Consider the following 24917-nt stretch of genomic DNA (forward strand, 5'->3'; position numbering starts at 1 on the left):
GACGGGGGTGAATCTGTCAGCGTTCGACGGACGGCAGCACGAGTCAGAGCCGACCTTGGCCCCCGACGTCGTAGTGTCGGCGATCGCTCCGCGAGCAATGGTCCGGAAGCCGGTGCGAATGTGCGTCCGCTGTCAGGTGACCACCGACGCCCCGGTCGTAGTGGCCATGGTGCACCAGAACTCGGGACCGGGCTTCACCGTGTATGCGTGCCGGGCATGCGCCGAGCACTGCCCCCCACAGCCCGATGTCCTCACCCCCCCACCGCCCTCCCGGCGATTCGAGGGCGAGCACTGAGCGCGCGTCCCGTCGGACGATCGGGTATGCGGGCGCTGTCACCCGAGTGCACGCTCGCGCGACGACCGGGATACGAGGACGTACATACCGAGTGCCGCCAGGTACGCGACATCCCGCTGCCGTACAGCACAGGCCTGTTGCTGGTAGGCGGATGCGGCTGTGACTGCCATCGTCGGGCGGAACAGGGAGGATAGCCAGAGCAGGAACTCCCCCAGCCAGACACCTACTGTACCTGGGCAATATGCGCTCGCGGGTGGGGCCCTCGCAATTTGAATTTGCGAGGGCCCCACAGGCGAGTGGCGCGAACAAGAAAAGCTATGCCGTATGACGCCAGCCGGACTTGGTTGGCTGGATCGGGTACATCTTTCATGACCAAGGACACCTCGCACCAGTTCCAGGGACAGCCATGCAGCCTGCTGGAGATTCAGAACCTCCGGATTGATCGTTGCAGGTGCCTTCGATGTTCTCAGCCGCCCGCTTGGCGACGCAGAACCTTTACTTGATCAGAAAGCAACGTGGGTGCAAATGACGACCGAGATCGTCATTTGCACCCACACAGGCACAATCCTGCTCAGCAGTGGAAGTTCAGCTACTATTGCGGCGGCCACTGCCCCTGAGGCGGAGGGGACTGCTGCTGGTACGGGTTCTGTTGCTTCGGCGAGACAGGCTGCTGGTACGGGTTTTGCTGGGGCGGAGCGGGCTGCTGCACGTACTGCGGATAGCCGCCCGGACCACCGGGGCCGCCGTTTTTGTTCTTGTTGCGTCGGGATAGCTTCACGAGCAGAAGTACAATAAACCCGATCACGGCCAAGGCGATGACACCCAGAACGACCAGGAAAATCATTTGCTTCTGGTCTGCCTTTTTATTGTCAGCAGCGTAATCCGCTTCAGACTTGCCCGTACTCGGAACGGCGGAGGGGCTCGCGGATGCAGACACTGGCGCCTTGAGCGGCCCATACTTGGATCCTGCAGGCATGTTCTGCGTCAATGCAGCGAGTGGGCGAATTTCCCCGAAACCATACTTCTGGTCGGGGAGACTGATGTTCTTGGCGGAGGCTGGCAGAACGGCGGTCTTTACGAGGCGATTCGCGATCTGCCCTGCCGTGAGATCGGGGAATTTCGATCGCAGCAAGGCAGCTGCTGCGGAAACATAAGCAGCGGAGGCTGAAGTTCCATCTCCAATACGCAGCTTGTTGCCGGTAGCACCTGCGCTAACGATCCGCGTAGCAGGGGCTGCGAGCAGAACTTCGGGGCCGTAGTTGGACTTCGCCCAAATCTCCCCGCCTTGATCGACGCCACCAACTGTGAGAGTACCTGGATACTCCCCAGGAAAGTGAATGTCGTGAGCTTGTCCATTATTTCCTGACGCCGTTACGATCAGGACGTCATGTTGCAATGCATAAGCCACAGCCTCGCGATCGGCAGGAACATCTTCACCAACATATCCGGAAATGTTGATGATGGAAGCGCCCTGATCTACTGCGTAACGAATCTCATCGGCAAAACTGCCGTCGCGATCAGTATCGTCTCGGATCGGCAAAATTTTTGATTCTGGCGCCAACCCCATTACCCCGTCAGCGGCACCCACCCCATGGCCATGGCCAGCAATGATCGATGCCATTTCGGTACCATGATTGGTCTGGTCTTGCGAGGTCTCCGGCGAGGCATCATCATCGCCGTCGAGGAAATCCTTGCCCTTGAGTACATTCCCTTTAAGGTCGATGTGCTCAGCGTTCACGCCCGTATCGATTACAGCAACGGTGACGCTTTTACCCTTCGAAATCTTCCAGACGGATTCAGCCTGCAGCGTGTCCAGCGCCCACTGGTCTCGTCTGGCCTGGTCGGCGGATGCGGTAGGTGCCGCCGCCAGGATCAGCGCGCCCGTCAGTGCTGTGGCGCCCAACGCATGCACCGTTCGCGTGAAGGCCATTCCGTCTTCCCTCTCCCATACTGAATGTGGGTGTGGCCCAAAGGCCACACCCACGCATCCTGTCACGAGCCGATGAGCGTCGAACGACTACTCGATGACGCGAGGTGCCGCGTCGGTCTGCGGAGCCCAGGTCTCCTCGTCCTCGACCAGGTAGTCGGGACGCTCGTTCTCACGCTGCTCCTCATCCTCGGGACGTCCCTTGCGCCCGCCAGGGGCGCCTACCATGCCTCCCTTGCGAACAGCGTTAGCTCCTCGTCCTGCGGCGCCGCGGCTGCCGTGCAGGCCGGAGCCGCCGGCCGTACCCCTACCGCTGCCAGCGCCCGCTCCGGACTTGGGCGTGCCACCAACTACGCCATTACGCGCCGTGCCACCGACCCGCCCACTGGCGCCACCCTTGGCGGCACCTGCGCCGCCCACGCCCCCAACGCCACCACGACCTGCCATGCCCGCAGCGCCAGCGCGAGCGGCGCTGGCTCCAGCAGCTCCACCAACCGCGCCACCGACGAAGCCAGCACTGCCACCGACGCCGCCCACGCCACCGACGCCGGCAGCGGATGCACCGCCGACCGTGCCAGCGCCGCCAATTGTCGGCGCTCCAGTGCGACCTCCAGAAATTCCGTCAATTGCAGTGCCGACTCCAGGCTGTGTCGAGGTCGGCTTGTGTGCGCCACCCGTAATACCCGAGGGCGGAGCTACGGGTTTTGATGAGCTGATCGTGCCAGTCTGACCACTACGAGCAGTGCCCGCAGTTACGGCCTTCGGGCTTCGAGGTGCGAGCTCTGTCGGCACCATCACAGGAGCGGGTGCGGCGCCTCCGGGATCGGGTGGATAATCTTCGCTCTCCTCACGCCTGCCTCCTGGTTTGGCAGGGAGCTTCTGACTCCACGACCCCATTTCCGCAGCTCGACTGTTATAAGCCGCCCCCAGGACCTCCATCTGCGCAGCCATCCTCAACTGCGCCTCGCGTCCCTCAGACAGACTGCCCGCATTTTTGTCGAGGGCTTCCTGGGAGCTACCGCCACTCTTGATCGCGTCATCCGTCGCCGAAGCATCGCGATGCCCCATGTTGCCGATAAAATCCATCCCACTGGAGACAGCGCTCGGCTTCTCCATAGCCAAGACTGTCGGCTTGACCTTTTCAAGGATCACAGCGGCGCCCGTGAGCGACTGCGAAACGTTTTGAGCGTAGGTCGAGCTGTCCGTGATCTTCTTGCCGATCAGCTGCGCACGCTGCTTGAACAACTCGGCGCTCTCCCCTTCCCAATGGGCAAGAACGTGTTCAACAGCGGCGTCGAGGGTCTCCTTGATTCCGCCGCCCCCGACGAGATCGCTGTGGAGGTCTGCCCAACCACGTGCGACCGACTTCACCGTTGCCGGGTCAGCGTTTCGGACCATTTCCTTCATTTGGTCCATGTCGAAGTCGACCCCGAACATCGTGGTGTGCTTTGCAGCGAAACACTGATTCGCCGGAGCATACTCGAAGTTGTCGATGCCTTCGTCTTGGCTGGCCATGCCTACTGCCCCCTCATCTCCATCCAGCAGAACACCTGATCACTTCCGGTTGAAAGCAGCAAGGTTCTCCGCCTCAGCATCGCTGTATGCGTCATGCGTCCGCTTGGTCTTCTGCCCGAAGTCGTCCAGTACCTGTTCCAGATACGCGACGATCTCGTACAGCCGTTCCTTCATCGCCTCGTGTGCGCCATACAGCTTGTCGGCCTCGCCGAACCCCGTTCCAAGCGCACCCTTCGGCAAATACGTCTTACCCATGCAGCTTGACTTGGAGGTCGACATGTCCTTGATGACGGCGTTCAACCGCGTGATCGTCCCCTCGATCTCACTCAGATCGACCTTGTACTGCTCAGCCATAATGCTCAGCTCCCCGTTGACTCCACGTTGTTACCCACACCCTGCTTGCGCCGCCAGTCGCTCAGAACGCGTCCACCACCGAACAGGAGCAGCACCAGGGCGAATCCGGCGGCGACCACGTACAGCGCGTAGCGTTCCGTTCGTTGCTGCTCGGTCTCGCCGAGGACCAGTGTGGCGGCCTGGACGTCGGCGGCGCCGCCCGCGGGGCCGGCCGAGTCGGGCTTCGGGCCGTCGGCGGAGGGTTCCGTCGTGTCGTCGTTGACCGCGGCGGCCGGGTCGATGACGCCCCAGCCCACGAAGTCGTCGCGGTCCGCCTTGGTCCGGTCCGCCGTCTGCTCGATCTGGGTGATGACCTGCTTGTAGGTCCACTTCGGGTGCTTGGCGCGGATCAGTGCCGCGACACCCGAGACGTACGGCGCCGCGAAACTCGTGCCCTGGTCGACGCAGTTGCCGCCCACCGGGACGGTCGAGACCATGTCGATGCCCGGTGCCGCGACGCCCACGAACGGCCCCGACTGGGAGAAGGGGGCGCGGGCGTTGTTGCGGTCGGACGCGGCGACCGCGAGGACACCGGGGTAGGCCGCCGGGTACGTCTCCTTGACCTTGCCGTCCGCACCGTCGTTGCCGGCCGCGGCCACGATCAGTGCGTCCTTCGACTGGGCGAACTCGATGGCCGAACGGAAGGCGGTGTCGACCGCCGGGTCCATCTTCGACGCGGTGTCCTGCGAGATGTTGATGACCTGGGCGCCTTGCTCGGCCGCCCACCTGATGGCCTGCATCATCGTGCCGACGTTGCCGCTGCCCTGGTCGTCGTTCTGGCGGATCGGGATGATCGTCGCTTCCGGAGCGAGGCCCATGAATCCGGTGCCGTCGAGCTTCCGGGCCGCGATGATGCCCGCCACCTTGGTGCCGTGGCCCACCTTGTCGGTCTTGCCGTTGCCGCCGGAGTGCAGGTAGTCCTTGCCGTTGGCGACAGCCGTCTTGAGCTGTGCGTTGACGGTGTCCACGCCGGTGTCGATGACGGCGACCTTGACGCCCTTGCCCTTGGTGTCCTGCCACAGCTGGTCGAGGACGACGCGCTGCAGCGACCAGGGCGTTCCCTTGATGATGTCGGACGGGAACGAGCAGCTGGTGTCGTCGACCTGGAAGCGCACGTCGTCGTCGGCCAAGGTGGTCCGCACGCGCTCCGCGGCGGCTATCGGTGTGGCCCCCGCCAAGGGCAGCCCACAGGCCAGTACCGCGACGGCGGCGGTACCTGCGGCGCTCCGACGCGCGGTGCGCGATGCCCCGGATCCCACTGTCTTACGTCCTCCCGTTTTGTTCCTGTACGGGACGCATGAACCAGCTATGAGCGGAAAAGTCCATACGCCCCGTGAACCGCCGATGGGGGCGAGTGCGCGACAGCGCACCCGCCCCCATCAAGCGGTCACGTCAGCCGCCCCAGATCTGGGCGTTCTTCGACTCGGTCGCCTGGTAGTTCTGGGCGGCGCTGTCGAGGGCCTTGGCGATGGCCTCAAGCGTCTGCTGCATGGAGGCGGCGCGCTGGTCCCACTCGGCCTGCTTGGCGCGGTAGGACTCCTGGGCCGTGCCTTCCCAGCTGGCGGAGATGCGCTTGACGCCGCTCTCCAGCTCGTCAAGCTGCGTACGGATCTTGCCCGCGGTGCTGCGGACGTCCTGCGCGGCCTGGGAGATCGTGGCGAAATTTACAAGAATCTGCCCGGACATCTCTTCTATGTCTCCTCGGATGTGTGGATGGTCGGTCACGGACGTGCGCCGCGGCGCACGGGTCCGATCATCCGAAGGGGGACGAGGCCGCGATGTTCTGGATGGACGCGCGCTGCTCCTCTTCCGAAGCCGCGTAGGCCTTGGTGCTCTGGTCGATCGCTTCCTTGATGTCGTTCAAGATCTGGTTGATCTTGTTGGCATCCTGGTTCACCTGCGACTGCAGGTTGTTGTACGCGGTGGCCGCCGAGCCCTTCCAGCCGCCCGTGATCGTGTCGATCACGGTCTGCAGGCGGGAGATTTCGCCCTGGATCGAGGAGTTGACCGAGGAGATCTTGCCGCTGAACGCGACCATCTCCTCCTCGGTCATGGTGAACTGCTGTCCAGCCATGTTGTGTCCCCCATGAGACGTAGGAGTTCTGAGTAGACCCTCACTCGGAACGCCGACACCGAATGGTGGCAGGCGTATCCCGTCCGGTCTGGTTCCACTCTAGACGCATCCGCCGACGGAGCGAACACCAGTTGGGGCCTTGTAGCAAGATCGCGATGAAGTCAACTCACCATTTTCACAAGTGCGTTCGTGAAGTGTGAGTGACACGGGATCCGACGGCGGGGTTACGACCCCTGCGCCTGCTCCGCGTTGCCGCTGCTCAGCTCCGGCCCCGCGGCCAGCAGGTCCGCCCATGTCGCCGGGACCGACGCCGCGCGGATCTTGCCGTAACCGAGCCGGACCTGGGAGGTGTTGGTCTGCTGGGTCTGCGAGTCGGCCTTCTCGCCACCCGTGACCTCGCTGTCGTTGCGGGCGGGGATCGAGTAGCGCAGGCCGGTGTCGGTCACCAGGAAGGTGCTGCCGCCGCCGGCGTCGGTGCCCGTGATCCTCTTGAAGAGCAGGCCGCTGCCGGGCGAGACGTAGGTCCGGGAACCGCTCTGGGAGGTGTCCTTCGGGAAGTCCCGGCCGGTCCAGACCGACATCAGCTGCCTGCCGGTCTTCGGGTTCTTCTCACCGCCGTGCCAGATGCTGCACGAGGTCTTCTCACCGCCCTGCTCCCAGACGGTGTTGGCCTGCTGCACCGACTCGGCGGGCCAGTTCTTCTCCTTCAGCCACTCACCCGTCTCCGGCTGGATGTCGTTGAAGGTGACCTTCACCGGCTCCGGGTCCGTGGCCCCGTACACGGCGCTGATGAAGGGGTTGCGCAGCCACATCTGCGCCGTGAAGTCGGAGACGGCCTTGACCCCGTCCTTCAGCACGATGAACTTCTGCGTCGAACTGCCGGAAGGTGCCTCCAGGACGAGGCCCACCTTCGAGTACTGGGGAAGGAGGCCCTCGATGTTCGCCTGCGATCCCGCCTGCGCCCCCAGATCCTGCAGAGTGGGGAAGTCCAGGGCGCCCGCGATGTTCAGCGTCTTGACGAAGTCCGCGCTGACCTTCTGCGGCTGCTTTCCGTCACCGAACACCGCACGCTCGATGTCCTGCATCTTGTCGTCGGTCATCAACCGCCACAGCTTGCCGCCGATCAGGTAGGCGCTGCCGTCGGAGGTGACCATGAACCGCTGGCCGTGCCCGATCGTCGGGTCCGTCGGACCCTCGATGTACAGCACCTCGTCCTGCTTCAGCCGGCCGCTGCTCTTCTGGAACAGCTTGGTGTTGTCGCTCTTGTCCAGCACGTACGTCGCGCTGACGGGCTGTCCGTCTTCACCCGGTGCCTGGCACAGCGCCCAGGTCTTGACCGTCTCCGCGTCCGACGCGGACGGCAGCCGGTCCGGGGCGAAGGGGATGCCGACCGTCGCGCCCATCGGGTACTTGCTGTTGTCGAGCACCGACTCCTTGACCTTCAGGACCTGGGGGTTCTCGCCGTTCAGCAGCAGCTTGGCGGACGCCAGGTTGAGGACCGGGTGCAGGCTGAGCTTGTTCTCGCCCTTGGTCTTCACCAGGACATAGCGCGTCGTCGACTCGCTGCCGACGAGGATGTTCTTGCCCTGTGCGTCCCAGCCCTTCGGAGCGGTCGGGCTGAGCATGCCCCAGGCGCCGAATCCGATGAGTACCAGCACCGCCACACCGAGACTCGGCAGGACGGTCTTGAGGGGGCGCGGTGCCGCCTCTTCCGAACCGTGCGGTGACGGCTGAAGAAACGCCGCCACCGTGCGCCTGCGCGCGAAGGAGTAAGCGTTCAGCTCATCCCGACGTGTCGCCATCGATGGGTCAACTCCCCGTTTTTTCGCATTGTTGCCGAATGCCGAACTCCCCAGGGCCGCCCGGTAGTCCGTGGCGTTTGCTCCTGCAGGGGCCTCTACTATGCCGTGTGACGATCGCACCGTACGGTACGGGGTACGGTGATCCGCCGCCAGCTCGAGTCGCGGCCAGACAATGCAAAGGGGTTGTACCGGGGGATGAGCACTGCGACCAGGTCCCGGCGCCGTAACGGCAGCCGTCGTACCCAGGAGAACCAGGGGCCAGGGCCGGGGCCGGAACCGGCACAGCCGTCCACGCGCCCGAGTCCGGCCTCGCCTTCGCTCGCCAGGCGCCCCGGCAGCATCGGCCCCATCCGCGTCCAGCACCTGGTCGGTTTCGAACTGGCCGCCGCGGTCCTGCTGATCGGCTGGCTGCTGCGCCCCATCGGTCTCACCGTGGGCATCGTGCTGGCCGTACCGCTGGTCCTGGCCGGACTGCTGCGCCGGCGCGGGCGTCCGCTGCCCGAGTGGTTCAGCACCGCCCGCGCGCTCCGCGACCGCCGCAAGCGCAACGCCGAGGCCGTGCCCCCCGGCACCGACCCCGGCTTCGCCCCGGCCGTCGAGTGCGACCCGGCGCTGCGCACCTACAGCTTCCAGGACCGCGAGCAGCGTGAGATCGGCATGCTCGGCGACGGCACCTTCCTCACCGCGCTGGTCCAGGTGCAGGCCGCCGACACCCCCCTGCGTCCGTCCTACGGCACCGGCGACATCCCCCTCGATCTGCTGCAGGGCCTCCTGGAGGTGGACGACATCCGGCTCGCCTCGGTCCAGGTCGTCCAGCACACCCAGCCCGCGCCCGCCCCGCACCTGCCTCCGCAGGCCATGGCGGTCCGCTCCTACGGGCCGCTGCAGGCCCAGAGCATGACACCGGGGCTGCGCATCACCTGGGTCGCGCTCAAGTTCGACCCGGAGCTGTGCCCCGAGGCCGTGGAAGCCCGCGGTGGCGGCATGCAGGGGGCCCGGCGGGCGCTGCTGCGGGTCGCCGACCAGCTGGCCAGCCGGCTCATGGGCGTCGGCATGCAGGCCAAGGTGCTGAGCGAGTCGGACATCTGCGGCGCCATCGCGACCTCCAGCTGTGTCAACCCGATGGCCACGACCGGCGGTGCCGCGCTCGACGGGAGCCGCTCGGGCCGCCGTACGGCCGAGAGCACCCGTACCTGGCGCTGCGACGACCGGCTGCACACCACGTACTGGATCTCCAAGTGGCCGCAGTTCGGCGGCGGCGGTCCGGCGTTCCCCCGGCTGGTCGGCGCGCTGACCTCCGCGCCCACGCTGGCCAGTACCTTCTCGCTGACCATCAGCAGGCGCCGGGGCAAGGTCATCGCCCTGTCCGGGCATGTACGCCTGACCGGCCGCGGGGAGAACGAACTGGGCGAGGCGGCCGAGCACCTGGAGCGGGCCGCGTCCGCGTTCAAGGTCGGTCTCGTACGGCTCGACCGTGAGCAGCTGCCCGGAGTTCTGGCCACCCTGCCGCTGGGAGGTACCCGCTGATGTCCACTCCCACCGTCCGTTCCTCCGGCCGCTCCGGCTTCGGATCCTCGTCGACCCCGGGATCGACCCCGGGCTTCCCCGGACAGCGTCCCGGGCATCTGCCCCGCTCCCCCGAGCCCGCCCGGATCGGTCCCGAGCGGCGGCTGCGCGAGGCCTTCGGCCTGCTGGGCCCCCGGCGTGAGCGTCATCTGGTCGACGCCGACGTCCTGGCGCAACTGACGCTGCCCGTCGGCGACGACGGTCTGATCCTCGGCATCGACCAGGACAACCAGCCCGCGGTGCTGGGACTGTGCCGCCCCACCCGCCTGGACATGGTGCTGGTCGGCGGTACCTGGATGGCCCAGGTCATCGCCCTGCGGGCGGCGGCGATCGGCGCGCGCGTGGCCGTGGAGACGGCACGTCCGCAGCTGTGGGCGCCGATGGCGCAGGCGGCCGGCGGCGGCCAGCAGTGTGTGACGGTGCACCAGGTGGGGCGGATCGCCCCGCAGGGCCCGTCCCCGGCCAGCCCGGTGCTCATCATCCGCGACCTGGGCATCCGCCCGCCGCGCAGCCGTCTCACCACCGCGCCCTGGCAGTCGGTGCTGACCCTGCTCCCCTACCTCGGCCCGACCGCCCCGAGGCTGCTGGCCAACGCGGACGTCGTCGGCGTACAGCGGATCTCGCCGCAGGAGTCCCAAGTGGTCGGCAAGTCCATGCGGTTGCCCCAGAGCGACGCCGCGTCCCTGCCGTCGCTCGCCGACAACGTCGCCCTGTGGTGCACCCAGAAGCACCGGCAGTACGTGATGACCCAGCCCACCGACGCGGAGACCGGTCTCCTCGGTGCGCCCCGCCGGATGGACTGACGGGCGGGCTCGTGACGCGGCCAAGGTGTCGGCCCCTCACGCGAGTTCGTGACCGAACCGTTGCGCTGTGTGAGGGGGCCCAGGCCAAGTAGGGTGCTCGTGCACGAGGTTCGCTCATGAGAAAGGGCCCGCCGACCATGACTGACGCGGACGACATCGCCGCAAAGACCCCGGATGAGGACGTCAAGGCGCGAAAGGCGAGGGAACGGGACGAGCTGTACGGCCTGGATATCTCCGGCGTCGAGTGGCACAGCGCGCCCGGCACCGAGGAGCACGAGGAGCGCGTCGAGATCGCCTATCTCCCCGAGGGTGCGGTGGCCATGCGGTCCTCCCTGGACCCGGACACCGTACTGCGGTACACGGAGGCGGAGTGGCGGGCCTTCGTACTGGGCGCACGCGACGGCGAGTTCGACCTGGAGGCCGCACCGCACAACGGCGGGCTCACCCCGGAGCAGGCCGAGTAGCGCGGTAGCCGAGCAGGCACTGCGGCCCGGGCTCAAGAGACAGACAACCGTCACAAGGCCGACATCGAGGCAGGCATCGGTCCGTTGGGCGCGAGCGCACAGCGGACGGGCCTGCCCCGCCGACGCCGGTGGCGTTTACGCTTGATGCGGGTGCGACGTAAGAACCCACGGGTGGGTTGTTCGCGTCCAGGGGACTTCAGACGGATCGGACACCAGGAACGGTCGCCCCCAGCCCGGCACATGAGTGCCCACACGGCACGAGGGTGCTCGACCCCACACCAGGAGGAATTGTGCAGAGCGATCGGGACGGGCTGCGCGCGGGCTGGACCACGCCCAGCGACGACCAGTCCGACGCGGAGTCCGCCACCGAGATGACGGGCGAGTTCACCATCGACTACGCCGCGCCTGCCTGGTACACGCAGAGCGCGGCGCCCGAGGCCGAGGCGGAACCTCCCGCGCCCGCCGCTGCCCCCACCGCGCCTGCACCGCACCCCGGTTACCCCGATACGTCCGGTTCCGCACCGTCGGCTCCTGTTCCCGGCCCGCGGTTCGACCCGTCCGCGGACCCGGCCGGCGCAACGCCACCGCCTCCGCCGCCGTGGGCGGGGAACCCCGGCGCGGCCCCCCAGCCCCCGCAGCCCCCGCAGAGCGGCTACGGCTACCCTCAGCCGCCGGCGCCGCCGAACCCACAGAGCGGCTACGGCTACCCGCAACCCCCCACTCCTCCGAACCCCCAGAGCGGCTACGGCTACCCGCAACCCCCCGCTCCTCCTACGGCGCCCACCGCGGCGCCGGTGACTCCCGCGCCCCCCACGCCGGTGACTCCCGCACCTCCCGTCGCCCCGGTAGCCCCCGCGCCTCCCGCGCCCGCAGCGGCTCCCGCACCCCCTGCAGCCCCCGGCTCCTTCACCGCAGATGGCGGCGCGGCTTCCGCCGGAGGTGAAGCGGAAGGCCGTATGGACGCGCCCTCCGCTTCCGTCACGGCGACGAGCGCCCCCCAGCCCCCCGCCGCCCCGTCGGCGGAGGCACCCTCCCCCGCGCCCGCCGCCCCCGAGCCACCGGCCCCCGCCGAAGCCCCGCAGGGGCCCGCGGAGGCGGAGGCACCGGCAGCCCCGTCTCCTGGCGAGGCCGGAGCCACATCCGCCTCCGACGACGAGACCGGAAACGACGAGGGCACGGCCGCCCCCCAGGCGCCCACCGCCGAAGCCTCGGCACCGGAGGCGCCGGAAGCCCCGGAAGCGCCGGAAACGCCGGAAACCAACACGCCGCCGGCATCCGCCCCGAGCGGTGACGCCGACCCGCGCGCAGCCGCGCCCGACGCCCCGGCCACGCAGACCGCCGCGCCGGACCAGCCCCAGGCTCCGCAGACCGCCGCACCCGAGCAGCCCGACGCCCAGCAGGAAGGCTGGCGTCCCCCGCCGGCTCCCCAGGGCGCCGTCCCGCCCCTCCCGCCCCAGTTCGCGTCGGCGGCCCCCGGTGCGGCACCGACGTCGGCACCGGAGTGGACGACGGGCGGACAGCCCGGTGCCCCGCTCCCGCCCGCGCAGCCGACGGCCGCGCCCCAGCCCCAGGCACCGCAACCGGCGCCCGGGGGCTGGCCGGCCACTCCGCCGCAGCATGAGGGCCAACCGGCACAGGGCGGCTACGGCTACCCCCAGCCGCCCGCCGCACAGAACCCGCAGAGCGGCTACGGCTTCCCTCAGCCCCCGGCTCCCCAGCCCCAGCCCGGCCAGGGCAGCTACGGCTACCCCCAGCAGCCCGCGCCCCCGAACCCCCAGGGCGGTTACGGCTTCCCGCAACCGCCCGCCCCCCAGCCCGACCAGAGCGGCTACGGCTACCCCCAGCAGCAGGCCCCCGCACAACCCGGCCAGCCGGGTCAGCCGGGTCCCGTGCCGCCGCCCCCGGGGCAGCCGCAGGCCCACCCGGGCCAACCGCAGTTCCCGGGACAGCAGCCGCCGCAGGCACCCCAGCCCGGCCCCTACGCGGGCGCTCCGGGCCAGCCCGGAGTGGACCCCCGTACCGGTGGAGCCTGGCCCGCGGCCGTCCAGCACGACCAGCGGCAGCAGGTCGCCGGCGCGGGCGCGCCGCTCGGCTACAACGCCGCGGTCGAGCTGACCTCGGACCGGCTGGTCAACAGCAAGAAGCAGAAGGCCAAGAGCAGCCGTCCCACTCCCGGTGGCTCGAAGTTCAAGCTCGGCGGCAAGAAGGAGGAGCAGGAGAGGCAGCGCAAGCTCGACCTCATCCGCACCCCGGTGCTGTCCTGCTACCGAATCGCGGTGATCAGCCTCAAGGGCGGCGTGGGCAAGACGACCACGACCACCGCCCTCGGCTCCACCCTCGCCACCGAACGGCAGGACAAGATCCTCGCCATCGACGCCAACCCGGACGCCGGCACCCTCGGCCGCCGGGTGCGGCGCGAGACCGGCGCCACCATCCGCGACCTGGTCCAGGCGATCCCGTACCTCAACTCGTACATGGACATCCGCCGGTTCACGTCGCAGGCGGCCTCGGGCCTCGAGATCATCGCCAACGACGTCGACCCGGCCGTGTCCACGACGTTCAACGACGAGGACTACCGGCGCGCGATCGACGTGCTGGGCCGCCAGTACCCGATCATCCTCACGGACTCGGGCACGGGTCTGCTCTACAGCGCCATGCGCGGGGTCCTCGACCTCGCCGACCAGCTGATCATCATCTCGACCCCGTCGGTGGACGGCGCGAGCAGCGCCAGTACGACGCTGGACTGGCTGTCGGCGCACGGGTACGCGTCCCTGGTCTCGCGGTCCATCACCGTGATCTCGGGTGTGCGCGAGACCGGCAAGATGATCAAGGTGGAGGACATCGTCACCCACTTCGAGCAGCGCTGCCGGGGCGTGATCGTCGTACCGTTCGACGAGCACCTGGCGGCCGGTGCCGAGGTCGACCTCGACATGATGCGGCCGAAGGTCCGGGAGGCGTACTTCGACCTCGCCGCGATGGTGGCCGAGGACTTCGTGCGGGCCCAGCAGGAGCAGGGCCTGTGGACGGGGCAGGGCGGCCACCAGCCGCCGACCATGGCTCCCCCGATGCCGGGTCACCAGCAGGCCCCGGCCGCGCAGCCGCAGCAGCCCCAGCCGCCGTTCCAGGGCTTCCCCGGCGCCCAGCCCGGCCAGTCCTGGCAGACCGGCCAGCCGGGTCAGCAGCAGCCCGGTTTCCCGCAGCCGCCGTACGACCCGAACGCGGGACAGCCGCCGCAGCAGTAGACGAGAGCAGTGGACGAAAGAGGGCCGGCACCACAAAGGTGCCGGCCCTCCTTTTTCGTCTTTGCGCGCTTCAGGCCTGCGCGCCCTCGATCAGCTCACGGCACCGCTGCACGTCGACGGCCATCGCCTTCAGCAGCGCGTCCAGCGACTCGAACTTCTGCTGCCCGCGCACATACGCGAGGAAGTCCACCGCCACGTGCAGCCCGTACAGGTCGAGCCCGACGCGGTCGATCGCGTACGCCTCCACCGTGCGCTCGGTGCCGTCGAACTGCGGGTTGGTGCCGACGGAGATCGCGGCCGGCATCGCCTCGCCCTGGGCGTGCAGCCAGCCGGCGTAGACGCCGTCGGCGGGGATGGCGGTGTGCGGGAGGGTCTCGACGTTGGCGGTCGGGAAGCCGAGCTCACGCCCTCGCTGGGCCCCGCGGACGACCACGCCCTCCACCCGGTGCGGGCGGCCCAGGATCTCCCCGGCGCCCTCCACGTCACCTTCGGCGACCAGACGGCGGGTGAGGGTGGAGGAGAAGGGCTCGCCGCCGCCCGCCGTGCCCGACACGTACAGGTCGACGATCTCGACCTCGAAGTCGTACGTCTTGCCCTGCTCCACGAGGAAGTCGACGTTGCCCGCGGCCTTGTGGCCGAAACGGAAGTTGGGGCCCTCGACGACCGCCTTGGCGTGCAGCTTGTCGACCAGGACCTTGACGACGAAGTCGGCGGGCGAGAGCTTCGAGAACTCCGTGGTGAAGGGGAGGATCAGCAGCGCGTCCACGCCCAGCTCGGCCATGAGCTCGGCGCGCCGGTGGTGCGGGGCCAGCAGCGGCGGGTGACTGCCGGGGCGGACGACCTCGCTGGGGTGCGGGTCGAAGGTGACGACGACCGAGGGAACGCCCAGCTCGCGCGCCCGGTCCACGGCATGCCGGATGATCAGCTGGTGCCCGCGGTGGACCCCGTCGTAGGAACCGATGGTGACGACGCTGCGCCCCCAGTCCTCGGGGATGTCCTCCAAGCCACGCCAGCGCTGCACTGTGACCGCTCCTTGTCGAACCCGTGTCCGTATTGACTCTTGCGACTTACGCAGGTCTAAGGGTGCCATGCCGCGTGCCCGTCGCTCGCATCGGCATGGGGGCTGTGACCCGACGCACGCGGCCACAGGGGCTCCGCAGGCCCTGCGAACGCGGCGGAGTCAGGCGGGAACCCGTACCCCCGCCAGGTTCTCGATCATCCGCCGGGTGCTGGGGCCGACCACCCCGGCCCACTCCTGCGGGGTGTCGGCGAGCCAGCCGGCCACCAGCGCCGCGAACCCGGGCACATGCCGGCCGAGGTCGACGAGAGCGCGGTCGAAACGGGTCGCGCCCAGCGGGGTGCGGACGAGGAGGAGGCCCGTGCGCCGGACCAGGTCGCGGACGCCGTCCCCGCCGCGCGCGGCGGCCGCGGGCAGCAGGGCGACCAGGACCGCGGGCTCCCGTTCGTGGTCCAGGAGGAATGCGAGGAGTTCCTGGCGCAGCGGTCCTGAGGCGGGGGTGCCCGGGCCGACGAGCACGGCCGCCAACGCGGCCCGTACCCGTTCCGAGGCGCCGTCGAGCAGTCCGGTGACCAGCGGGAGGAGCACGGCCCGGGCGGCGGGGCCCTGGTCGAGGCGCCGGTCGACGTACGCGGCCACGTCCCCGGCGATCTCCGGGCGTCGCTCGACCGCCTCCCGCACCAGCACGGCCACCCGGCGGGCCAGAGCGGGCGTGGTGACGTCGGCGAGCGTGCGCAGCGCCTCCCCGGCACCCGGCCTGCGCAGCCGCTCCCGGAAGGCCTCCAGGACCGGACCGGGGTCGGTGGCGAGCGCGGGGACCAGCGCGCCGGGCGGGAACTGCGGGTCGCCGGCCGCGAAGTGCCCGAGCGCCTGCGGGAGATGACGGGCACGCGTGCGCGGGTCGCGCACCAGCAGGGCGAGCGCACCGCCGTGCAGGGTGCAGTCCTCGGGGCGGGCGAGCAGCGCGAGGGCGGCGTAGCGCAGGAGTTCGCGGTCGGCGTCGGTGCGTACGTGCGGGGCGGCCCGCAGTCCGTACGCCACCGCCGCCACCCGCCGCGCCGGCCGCTCGTCGTGCGCCCACCGGTCCACGGCACGGCACACCGCCGACGGCTCGTCCTCGGCCAGCACGGCGAGCAGTTCGTCGGCCCGCCGGTGCGCACAGCCGACGAGCACCTCGGTGAGGTCGTCCAGGGCCCGGGTCCGGTGCGTGTGCAGCAGTGCCTGCGCGGCCTTCGCCACGGTCGCGTGCGGGGTCGCGGGCAGCGGCCGCTCGTCGTCGAACCAGCGGGTGAGATGCGGCTGTACGGCGGTGGGGTCCGTGGCCAGCAGCTCTGCCACGGCGTCCAGGAACCGGGGGCCGGGCTCGTGCGGGGGACCGTCGGCGAGGACCAGGCGGCGCAGCAGGTCGATACGGGTGCCGTGCGGGAGCCGGAGGGCGGTCCAGAAGGCGGGCCCGAACGCGGGCGGGACCGGTTCCCCCTGGCGGCGCCGATCCACCAGGCGGTCGGTGAGCCCCCGCAGGACATCGGTGTACGGCGTCGCGTCGGGCACGCGCAGCAGGGTCTCGGTGAGAAGGTGGGCCGCCCACCAGTGGTGCGGGTCGGCGTCGAGGGCGTGGAGCAACTCCTCCAGTCGGTACGCCAGTTGTGGTGCGCCGTGCTGGCGGGCGACGAGGAGCAGGGCCTGGACGACGGGGCCGATGCGGTGGTGCGGGACGGGGAGCGGGTGTTCCCGTCCGGTGCGGCGGCGGTGGACCAGGGCGCGCAGGGCCTCGTCCAGGTCGAGGTGGGTGCCCTGGATCCAGTCGGCGAGTTCCTCGTGGGCGAAGCGGTAGCCGCTGCCGGCGGGGACGAGGAGACCCTCGGTGAGGACGGCGGAGGCCCAGCCCGTGCCACCGAGCCGCTTCGGCGCCGGGCCCCAGGGGAACACCGCCTCGAACGACTCCCGGTCCAGCTCCCCGTGCCCGGGACCGAGGCTGCGGCGGGCGGCCTCATGGACCTGGCCGGAGACCTTCGCGGCGAGCCGGCGGACGGCGGCGCCGCGCAGGCCGCTCGCCGTGGCCAGCCGTACCGCGATGCGCAGGCACATCAGGTCGAGGTACGCCGAGAACACCTCGTCCCGGTCCACGGGAGCGTGCGGGGTGTCCGGAAGCGCAGCGCGCACCTCTGAGAGGAGCCGGAGGGTGAGGGGGTGGCGGTCGTCGGGGGCGGCGAGGATGCCGTCGGGGAGGGTGTGGCGGGCCCGGGCCCGGCGGGCCTCCTCGTCGGTGAGGTCGCCTAGGCGTACACAGGGCGGAAGGTGCCCCTCCGGATTGCCGTACAGCAGCTCCTCCGGGAAGCCCGCGCCCTCCCAGTACTCCTCCCGGCACGCCACCACCAGCCGCGCCCCCGTCTGCGCCAGCCACTTGGCCGTGCCCTCCGTCCACTCGGCGAGGCGGTGGGCCAGGACCGGGGACATCTCCTCGGGGCCGTCGAGGAGGAGGAACAGGGGCCGGCCCGCAGTGCCGGCGAGGCGGGCCAGGCGTTCGGGGGTGAGGTCGCCAAGGTCGGCGGGGACGGTGTCCGTGGAGGTCGCCAGGATCCGGGCGGCCCTGGTGAGCGCTCGGCTCGCCGCGTCGGCCACCGAGGCGTCGGTGGCCTCGAGGTCGGCACCGCGCAGCCAGAGGGTGGGGGCCGGGACGGGGCCCCGGTGGCGGCGGGCGGCGAGGGCCGCGAGTTGTGTCGTACGGCCGCTGCCGGGCGGTCCGACGAGGGCGAGGACGCCTGCCGGGCCCTCGGTGAAAGCGGCGAACTCCCTGGTGACCGCGGCCCGTTCGACCGGCTCGGTCGGGTCTTCCCGGCCCACGTGACCGGCGAGCGTGCCCGGCGGGCCGTCCTGGCCCACCGAGGTGGCCGTCAGTTCCAGCACGCCGGCGAGGTTGAGGTCGGCGCCGTACGCCGGGACCGTCGCGGCGTTCTCCGCGAGCAGGTCGGCGAGGGGGCCGGTCCGGGCGGGGCGGAGCGGGACCGCGTATCCGCTGTCGCGGTGGCCGCACTGCAGGGCGGTGCCGAGGACTGCGACCACCGCGCCGGTCCCGGCGTCGAGCACGGGGCCTCCGGCGGACCCGCCGCCCAGCCGCAGGGCGTCCCGTCCCGCGGTGCCGATCGCCAACTCCAGGGCGTCTTCGAGGAGATGGAAGCGGTCGGTGGCGGTGTAGGTCACGGAGGCCACGCCGAGCACCCGGGCCTCGCGCCAGCAGCCGGCGGGGAGCCGGACGTAGGTGCCGGTCTCGACGGTGTCGCGCACGGACACCGGCAACGGGTCCACGCCGAGTCCTTCGGTGCGGACGAGCGCCAGGTCCAGCTCGGGCAGCGCGGTCACGGCATCGGCGGCCACCACGCAACTGCGGTCACCGCCGGCGTGCAGCACGAGCCGGGCCGGCCCGTCGACGGCCTCATGGCTGGTGACGACGGTGCCACGATGATCGGCCACGAACCCGATCCCGCGGGGCCGGCCGGCCAGATCAAGAATCCGCACGAGTCCCTCGTCCCGCCCGGTCCCCCGCGCATGCCGGGAACCCTCCTCGCACCTGCTCCGGCCGGGCCGTACGGTATCGCCGGTCTCGCGATGGCCACCCCGATCGGACGGCCGGGCCTGACCGACCTCCCGGTCCGGTTGCCGAACCTCACGACCCGCGGACCCGGCGCCCTCACCGGCCTCCCGGTCCCGTTGCCGACTCTCACGACTCGGGGAACCGGCGGTCCCACCGATCTCCCGGTCTCCCGTCCGGACCCACCAGGCCTCCTGCCCCGCTCCGCGGTCATCGGGCCCACCGAAACCTGCCTCCGGCTCGCTATGCCGGACCAGTGCGTTCTCCTCGCGGGCCGCACGGTAACCCCACCGGCCTCGCCGACCCGCCTCACGCGACTCCCGGCCCAGCTGATCCGCAGACCGACCCGTCTCGCGCGACTCCCGACCCGCAGGCCCCGTAGACAGGCCCGTTTCGCGCGACTCCCGACCCCCAAGCCCCGCAGACCGACCCGTCTCCCCCGCGATCCCATCCCCCCGCCCCGGCATCTCCGCGCCGGTGCCGGAGGCGAGAGGCACCGTTTCGTCGGCGGAGTCACCTGCTGCCGCCATGGCCGTACCTCCCCGCCGTACGCACGTTCCTGTTTTCGACGGTAGGCGTGCGGTGATCGGCGGCACAGATCGTGTGGTGAACGCGCCCCCTTCCACTCCCCCGGTTCACTCCGAGCGCCTGCCCACGCGGGTGAATGGATGGGGACGGGCGGATACACCCTAGGGGTGGGGGAACCGAGGGGGGACCGTGGAGCGGCGGCACAACCCCGTGACCGCCGCTCCACGGGCAAACAGCCCCGGTGCTCCCCCGGACCAGACCTAGCCGAAGACGGCCAGACTCTTCGCCTTGCCCTTCTGCTCCTCGACCAGCGCCAGGAAGCGGCCCTCGGGGTCGAAGACGGCCACCGTACCGGCGCCCGTGTACGCGTCGGGCATGTCGAGCCGTACGCCGTTGGTGAGCAGCTTGGCCCGGCGGCCGTCGACGTCCCAGCGGGGGAACGCGGCGGTCGCGGCATCGGCGATCGGCATCACCGTCAGCTCCTGCTGGAGCTGGTCGAGGGTCCTGGCCGAGTCCAGCTTGTACGGGCCCACGCGCGTGCGGCGCAGAGCCGTCAGGTGACCGCCGACGCCCAGGTCGGCCCCCAGGTCGCGGGCGAGGGCCCGGATGTAGGTGCCGGAGGAGCAGACCACCGACACGACAAGGTCCACCACGGCCGTGCCGTCCTCGGCGACCGCGTCCCGGACGTCGTGGACCGCGAAGGACGAGACGGTGACGGGGCGGGCCGGGATCTCGAAGTCCTCGCCCTCACGCGCCCGTTTGTAGGAGCGCACGCCGTTGATCTTGATGGCGCTGACCTTGGACGGCACCTGCATGATGTCGCCGCTCAGCTTGGCGATCCCGGCGTCGACGGCCTCTCGGGTGACCTTCGAGGCGTCGACCGACCCCGTGATCTCGCCCTCGGCGTCGTCGGTCAGGGTCGTCTGGCCGAGCCGGATCGTGCCCAGGTACTCCTTCTCGGTCAGCGCGAGGTGCCCGAGGAGCTTGGTGGCCTTCTCGACACCGAGGACGAGCACGCCCGTCGCCATGGGGTCGAGGGTGCCGGCGTGTCCGACGCGGCGGGTCCTGGCGATCCCGCGCATCTTGGCGACCACGTCGTGCGAAGTGAAGCCCGACGGCTTGTCGACGATGACAAGGCCGTCGGGCGGCGGGTTCTTCTGCGTCATTCGGCGGTGTCGTCCGTCTCGTCCTCGTCGCCCGGCTTGCGGTACGGGTCGGCGTCGCCGGCGTACTTGGCGCCGGCCGAGACCTCGCGCACCTTCTCGTCGGACTGGCGCGCCTTGTCGAGGAGGTCGTCGATGGTCTTGGCGGTGTCGGGCAGCGCGTCGGCCACGAACGTCAGCGTCGGGGTGAACTTCACGCCCGCCGCCGCGCCGACCGCGGAGCGGAGCACGCCCTTGGCGCTCTCCAGTCCGGCGGCCGCGGCCGCCCGCTCCTCGTCGCCGCCGTACACCGTGTAGAAGACGGTCGCCTCCCGCAGGTCACCCGTGACCCGGGTGTCCGTGATGGTGACGTGTGAGCCGAGCCGCGGGTCCTTGATCCCGCGCAGCAGCTTCTGGGCCACCACCTCTCGGATGAGGTCCGCCAGCCTCTTGGCGCGCGCGTTGTCGGCCACTGGTCCGTCTCCTTAAGTACTTACTTGTTGCTTCAGTCTTCGTCGCTGTGGAGCCTGCGTCGAACCGAGAGCAGTTCCACCTCGGGCCGCGCGGCGACCAGCCGCTCGCAGCGGTCCAGTACGTCGGTGAGGTGTCCCGTGTCCCCCGAGACCACCGCCAGCCCGATCTCGGCCCTGCGGTGGAGGTTCTGATTGCCCGTCTCCGCCGCGCTCACCGCGTACTTGCGCTGGAGCTCGGCCACGATCGGACGGACGAGAGAGCGTTTCTCCTTCAGCGAGTGGACGTCACCGAGGAGCAGGTCGAAGGACAGAGTCCCCACATACATGTATGTCCGGATGTCCCGCCGGTTCGGGGTACGGGCGCCGCGCTTGGACGCCGGTACGGGGAACCGTACACGCAACGGCCGGGGCCGATCGACGGATATTACGTCCGCCGACCGGCCCCGATCGCGTGCTACGACGGTCAGCCGCGCGGCTTCTCGCGCATCTCGTACGTCGCGATGACGTCGTCGACCTTGATGTCGTTGAAGTTCCCGAGGTTGATACCACCCTCGAAGCCTTCGCGGATCTCGGTGACGTCGTCCTTGAAGCGACGCAGACCGGAGATGGTGAGGTTCTCCGCGACGACCTTGCCGTCGCGCAGCAACCGCGCCTTGGTGTTGCGCTTGACCTCGCCGGAGCGGACCAGCACACCGGCGATGTTGCCCAGCTTGGACGAGCGGAAGACCTCGCGGATCTCCGCCGTACCGAGCTCGACCTCTTCGTACTCCGGCTTGAGCATGCCCTTGAGGGCTGCCTCGATCTCCTCGATCGCCTGGTAGATGACCGAGTAGTACCGGACGTCCACACCCTCGCGCTCGGCCATCTGCGCCGCACGGCCTGCCGCGCGGACGTTGAAGCCGATCACGATGGCGTCCGAGCCCATCGCCAGGTCGATGTCCGACTCCGTGACCGCACCGACACCGCGGTGCAGGACGCGGATGTCGACCTCTTCGCCGACGTCCAGCTGGAGCAGGGAGGACTCGAGGGCCTCGACGGAACCAGAAGCGTCACCCTTGATGATCAGGTTCAGCTGCTGGACCTCGCCGGCCTTGAGCACCTTGTCCAGGTCCTCGAGCGACACACGGCGCGTGCGCTTGGCGAACGCCGCGTTCCGCTCGCGGGCGGCGCGCTTCTCGGCGATCTGACGGGCCGTACGGTCCTCGTCGACCACCAGGAAGTTGTCGCCCGCACCCGGGACGTTGGTCAGACCCAGCACCTGGACCGGTGTGGCCGGACCCGCCTCGGCGACGTTGTTGCCGTTGTCGTCGAGCATGGCGCGCACGCGGCCGTAGGCGTCGCCCACGACCATCGTGTCGCCGACCCGCAGCGTGCCTCGCTGGACGAGGACCGTCGCCACGGCACCGCGGCCGCGGTCGAGACGGGACTCGATCGAGATGCCCTGCGCGTCCTGGTTCGGGTTGGCCCGCAGGTCGAGCGAGGCGTCGGCCGTGAGGATCACGGCCTCCAGCAGGGAGTCGATGTTGAGACCCTGCTTGGCGGAGATGTCGACGAACATGGTGTCGCCGCCGTACTCCTCGGCCACCAGGCCATACTCGGTCAGCTGACCGCGCACCTTGGTCGGGTCGGCACCCTCGACGTCGATCTTGTTGACCGCGACGACGATCGGGACGTCGGCCGCCTTGGCGTGGTTGAGCGCCTCGACCGTCTGCGGCATGACGCCGTCGTTGGCCGCGACGACCAGGATCGCGATGTCCGTCGACCGGGCACCACGGGCACGCATGGCGGTGAACGCCTCGTGACCCGGGGTGTCGATGAAGGTGATCGCGCGGTCTTCTTCGTTGACCTGGGTCGAGACCTGGTAGGCACCGATGTGCTGGGTGATGCCGCCGGCCTCGCCCGCGATGACGTTCGTCTTGCGGATGGCGTCGAGGAGCCGGGTCTTACCGTGGTCGACGTGACCCATGACGGTCACGACCGGCGGACGGACGACCAGGTCCTCGTCGTCGCCCTCGTCCTCGCCGAACTCGATGTCGAAGGACTCGAGCAGCTCGCGGTCCTCCTCCTCGGGGCTGACGATCTGAACCGTGTAGTTCATCTCGCCCGCGAGGAGCTGCAGCGTCTCGTCGGAGACGGACTGCGTGGCCGTGACCATCTCGCCGAGGTTCATCATGACCGCGACGAGCGACGCCGGGTTGGCGTTGATCTTCTCCGCGAAGTCGGTGAGCGAGGCACCGCGCGACAGGCGAATGGCTTCGCCGTTGCCGCGAGGCAGCATCACGCCGCCGACCGACGGGGCCTGCATGGCCTCGTACTCCTGGCGCCTCTGCCGCTTCGACTTGCGACCGCGACGCGCGGGGCCGCCGGGACGACCGAAGGCGCCCTGCGTGCCACCACGGCCACCGGGACCGCCGGGACGACCACCGAAGCCGGGACGACCGCCGCCGCCTCCGCCGGGACCACCCGGACGACCGGCGAAACCGCCGCCACCGCCACCGGGACCCGCGGGACGACCGGCGAAACCGCCGCCACCGCCGCCGGGACGACCGGCGAAACCGCCGCCGCCACCGGGACGACCGCCGCCGGCGCCGCCGGGACGACCGCCACCGCCACCGGGACCGCGACCACCGGGGCCACCGCCGCCGGGACGCGGGCCGGCAGCCGGACGCTGCGGCATCATGCCGGGGTTGGGACGCGCGCCGCCGGGGCCGCCGCCGGGACGGGGACCGCCCTGCGGACGGGGCATGCCGCCCGGGCTCGGACGCGAGCCGCCCGGGGCCTGCGGACGGGGACCGCCCGCCGCGCCCTGGGGACGGGGACCGCCCTGGCCCTGGCCCTGCGGACGCGGGGCGCCGCCGGGACGCTCACCGGGACCGCCAGGGCCGCCGGGGCGCGGGGCACCGCCCGGACGGGGCGCCTGCGGGCGCGCCATGCCGGTGGAGCCACCAGAGGTGAAGGGGTTGTTGCCCGGACGGGGACCGGCCGGACGAGCACCGGGACGGGCACCCTGGCCGCCCGGACGCGGAGCGCCGGGACGGTCGCCGCGCTCACCACGGCCCTGTCCGCCCTGACCGGGACCGCCGGCCGGACGCGGGGCGCCGGGACGGGGGGCCTGGGAGGCCGGACGCGGAGCACCCGGACGCGGGCCGGAACCCTGGCCCTGGGACTGGCCCTGGCCCTGAGCCGCGGGAGCCGCGGGAGCCGCAGGAGCCGCCGGGGGCGCCGTGAACTCGGGCGTGGTCGGAGCCGGGGACGCCGGGGCGGGCCGCGGCGCCGGTGCGGGCTTCGGGCCCGGAGTGGGACGGGAGCCGGGAGCGGCCGGAGCGGCGGGAGCCGCGGGCCTCTCGGCGGCGGCCGGCTTGGGAGCCGGCGGGCGCGGGGCGGCCGGACGGGCGGCCTGCGCGGGAGAGGGGGCTGCCGGCCTGGCCGGGGCAGCCTTGCGTGCGGGGGCGGGCTTGCCGCCTCCGTTGCCCTGCTGGAGGGCGTCCGTCAACTTACGGACAACGGGCGCTTCGATGGTCGAAGACGCCGAACGGACGAATTCACCGAGTTCTTGGAGCTTGGCCATGACGACCTTGCTCTCCACCCCGAACTCCTTGGCGAGTTCGTATACCCGGACCTTAGCCACTTCGCTCCTTTTAGGTCCGGGTGCGTCCGGACCGTCGCTACTTCATGGGCGTACTCATCGCGTGCTCATCGAGTGCTCATCGCAATCTCGACCTACTTCCAACTCGCGGGGTACCAGGGCCGCACGGGGGTTCCGCGCGACGCTTCTTACGGTGTTGCCTGCTCAGCAACTGTCTGTCTGCTCGACGTACTGGCGCAACGCCTTTATGTCGAGCGCTCCCGGGGCGCGCAACGCCCGCGGGAACGCCCGGCGGCGTACCGCCTGGTCGAGACAGACCAGGGCGGGGTGTACGTACGCACCCCGGCCGGGCAGCGTACCGCGAGGATCAGGGACGCATGCGTCCTTGATCGCCACGATGCGCAGCAGATCGGTCTTGGCCGCTCGCTGCCTGCAACCCACACAGGTGCGTTCAGGGCATGCTCGGGCGGGCGTCCGGCCAGACACTCTTAAGTCTACCT

Annotated in this window: 18 protein-coding genes; 4 read left to right on the forward strand and 14 right to left on the reverse strand. The window is 70.3% G+C overall.

The genetic code is table 11. The features are described from left to right. Nucleotides 1–887 precede the first annotated feature (887 nt). From ACIBJB_RS29225 to eccB, 7 genes are all read right to left on the reverse strand, one after another. The gene (locus ACIBJB_RS29225; protein ID WP_398934758.1) at nt 888–2225 is read right to left on the reverse strand and encodes a S8 family serine peptidase; all 1338 of its coding nucleotides are present in this window, start codon (nt 2223–2225) and stop codon (nt 888–890) included. Nucleotides 2226–2312: 87 nt separating this feature from the next. Next, entirely contained in the window at nt 2313–3737 is a 1425-nt protein-coding gene (locus ACIBJB_RS29230; RefSeq protein ID WP_398934760.1) for a hypothetical protein, read from the reverse strand. A 39-nt stretch (nt 3738–3776) separates the two neighbouring features. Beyond that, nucleotides 3777–4091 (reverse strand): WXG100 family type VII secretion target, encoded by a 315-nt coding sequence (locus ACIBJB_RS29235; RefSeq protein WP_398934762.1) that lies wholly within the window; start codon nt 4089–4091, stop codon nt 3777–3779. Nucleotides 4092–4096: 5 nt separating this feature from the next. Continuing rightward, nucleotides 4097–5389 carry a type VII secretion-associated serine protease mycosin gene (gene mycP, locus ACIBJB_RS29240; RefSeq protein ID WP_398934764.1) on the reverse strand — a complete coding sequence of 431 codons (1293 nt, stop codon included), beginning with the start codon at nt 5387–5389 and terminating at the stop codon, nt 4097–4099. A gap of 133 nt (nt 5390–5522) precedes the next feature. Then, nucleotides 5523–5816, reverse strand: a complete 294-nt coding sequence (locus ACIBJB_RS29245) for a WXG100 family type VII secretion target (protein WP_057616722.1) — start codon at nt 5814–5816, stop codon at nt 5523–5525. Nucleotides 5817–5883: 67 nt separating this feature from the next. Next, entirely contained in the window at nt 5884–6204 is a 321-nt protein-coding gene (locus ACIBJB_RS29250) for a WXG100 family type VII secretion target (protein ID WP_007385064.1), read from the reverse strand. Between the two features lie 224 nt (nt 6205–6428). Continuing rightward, on the reverse strand, nt 6429–8006 hold the full coding sequence (eccB, locus tag ACIBJB_RS29255; RefSeq protein ID WP_398934765.1) for a type VII secretion protein EccB: 1578 nt from the start codon (nt 8004–8006) through the stop codon (nt 6429–6431). A 195-nt stretch (nt 8007–8201) separates the two neighbouring features. Between eccB and eccE the strand changes: the two genes are divergently transcribed. From eccE to ACIBJB_RS29275, 4 genes are all read left to right on the forward strand, one after another. Next, the gene (eccE, locus tag ACIBJB_RS29260; RefSeq protein WP_398934767.1) at nt 8202–9533 is read left to right on the forward strand and encodes a type VII secretion protein EccE; all 1332 of its coding nucleotides are present in this window, start codon (nt 8202–8204) and stop codon (nt 9531–9533) included. Beyond that, nucleotides 9533–10375: a hypothetical protein gene (locus ACIBJB_RS29265; RefSeq protein WP_398934769.1), complete on the forward strand. Its 843-nt coding sequence runs from the start codon at nt 9533–9535 to the stop codon at nt 10373–10375. The genes eccE and ACIBJB_RS29265 overlap by 1 nt, the downstream gene beginning before the upstream one ends. Before the next feature lie 137 nt (nt 10376–10512). After that, the gene (locus tag ACIBJB_RS29270; RefSeq protein WP_398934771.1) at nt 10513–10839 is read left to right on the forward strand and encodes a DUF397 domain-containing protein; all 327 of its coding nucleotides are present in this window, start codon (nt 10513–10515) and stop codon (nt 10837–10839) included. A 290-nt stretch (nt 10840–11129) separates the two neighbouring features. Then, nucleotides 11130–14081 carry an SCO5717 family growth-regulating ATPase gene (locus ACIBJB_RS29275; RefSeq protein WP_398934773.1) on the forward strand — a complete coding sequence of 984 codons (2952 nt, stop codon included), beginning with the start codon at nt 11130–11132 and terminating at the stop codon, nt 14079–14081. A gap of 70 nt (nt 14082–14151) precedes the next feature. Here the strand turns inward: ACIBJB_RS29275 and ACIBJB_RS29280 are convergent, their stop codons facing one another. From ACIBJB_RS29280 to ACIBJB_RS29310, 7 genes are all read right to left on the reverse strand, one after another. Then, nucleotides 14152–15102: a bifunctional riboflavin kinase/FAD synthetase gene (locus ACIBJB_RS29280; RefSeq protein WP_398934775.1), complete on the reverse strand. Its 951-nt coding sequence runs from the start codon at nt 15100–15102 to the stop codon at nt 14152–14154. 159 nt (nt 15103–15261) lie between these two features. After that, nucleotides 15262–18615 (reverse strand): trypsin-like peptidase domain-containing protein, encoded by a 3354-nt coding sequence (locus tag ACIBJB_RS29285; protein ID WP_398934777.1) that lies wholly within the window; start codon nt 18613–18615, stop codon nt 15262–15264. 861 nt (nt 18616–19476) lie between these two features. Continuing rightward, nucleotides 19477–20382, reverse strand: a complete 906-nt coding sequence (gene truB, locus ACIBJB_RS29290) for a tRNA pseudouridine(55) synthase TruB (protein ID WP_398934779.1) — start codon at nt 20380–20382, stop codon at nt 19477–19479. Further along, entirely contained in the window at nt 20379–20831 is a 453-nt protein-coding gene (gene rbfA / locus ACIBJB_RS29295) for a 30S ribosome-binding factor RbfA (protein ID WP_398934781.1), read from the reverse strand. The genes truB and rbfA overlap by 4 nt, the downstream gene beginning before the upstream one ends. Nucleotides 20832–20863: 32 nt before the next feature. After that, complete coding sequence (locus ACIBJB_RS29300; protein ID WP_031052658.1) at nt 20864–21157, reverse strand: DUF503 domain-containing protein; 294 nt, start codon at nt 21155–21157, stop codon at nt 20864–20866. A 137-nt stretch (nt 21158–21294) separates the two neighbouring features. Then, the gene (infB, locus tag ACIBJB_RS29305) at nt 21295–24459 is read right to left on the reverse strand and encodes a translation initiation factor IF-2 (protein WP_398934783.1); all 3165 of its coding nucleotides are present in this window, start codon (nt 24457–24459) and stop codon (nt 21295–21297) included. Nucleotides 24460–24621: 162 nt separating this feature from the next. Further along, nucleotides 24622–24903 carry a YlxR family protein gene (locus ACIBJB_RS29310; protein ID WP_398934785.1) on the reverse strand — a complete coding sequence of 94 codons (282 nt, stop codon included), beginning with the start codon at nt 24901–24903 and terminating at the stop codon, nt 24622–24624. Nucleotides 24904–24917 lie beyond the last annotated feature (14 nt).

This window comes from Streptomyces sp. NPDC050759 (assembly GCF_044456945.1).
GTDB lineage: Bacteria > Actinomycetota > Actinomycetes > Streptomycetales > Streptomycetaceae > Streptomyces.

Coding starts and splice junctions, on each gene's coding strand:
- ACIBJB_RS29225 (WP_398934758.1), bottom strand. CDS start 2,225: ATGGCCTTCACGCGAACGGTGCATGCGTTGGGCGCCACAGCACTGACG.
- ACIBJB_RS29230 (WP_398934760.1), bottom strand. CDS start 3,737: ATGGCCAGCCAAGACGAAGGCATCGACAACTTCGAGTATGCTCCGGCG.
- ACIBJB_RS29235 (WP_398934762.1), bottom strand. CDS start 4,091: ATGGCTGAGCAGTACAAGGTCGATCTGAGTGAGATCGAGGGGACGATC.
- ACIBJB_RS29245 (WP_057616722.1), bottom strand. CDS start 5,816: ATGTCCGGGCAGATTCTTGTAAATTTCGCCACGATCTCCCAGGCCGCG.
- ACIBJB_RS29250 (WP_007385064.1), bottom strand. CDS start 6,204: ATGGCTGGACAGCAGTTCACCATGACCGAGGAGGAGATGGTCGCGTTC.
- eccB (WP_398934765.1), bottom strand. CDS start 8,006: ATGGCGACACGTCGGGATGAGCTGAACGCTTACTCCTTCGCGCGCAGG.
- eccE (WP_398934767.1), top strand. CDS start 8,202: ATGAGCACTGCGACCAGGTCCCGGCGCCGTAACGGCAGCCGTCGTACC.
- ACIBJB_RS29265 (WP_398934769.1), top strand. CDS start 9,533: ATGTCCACTCCCACCGTCCGTTCCTCCGGCCGCTCCGGCTTCGGATCC.
- ACIBJB_RS29270 (WP_398934771.1), top strand. CDS start 10,513: ATGACTGACGCGGACGACATCGCCGCAAAGACCCCGGATGAGGACGTC.
- truB (WP_398934779.1), bottom strand. CDS start 20,382: ATGACGCAGAAGAACCCGCCGCCCGACGGCCTTGTCATCGTCGACAAG.
- ACIBJB_RS29300 (WP_031052658.1), bottom strand. CDS start 21,157: ATGTATGTGGGGACTCTGTCCTTCGACCTGCTCCTCGGTGACGTCCAC.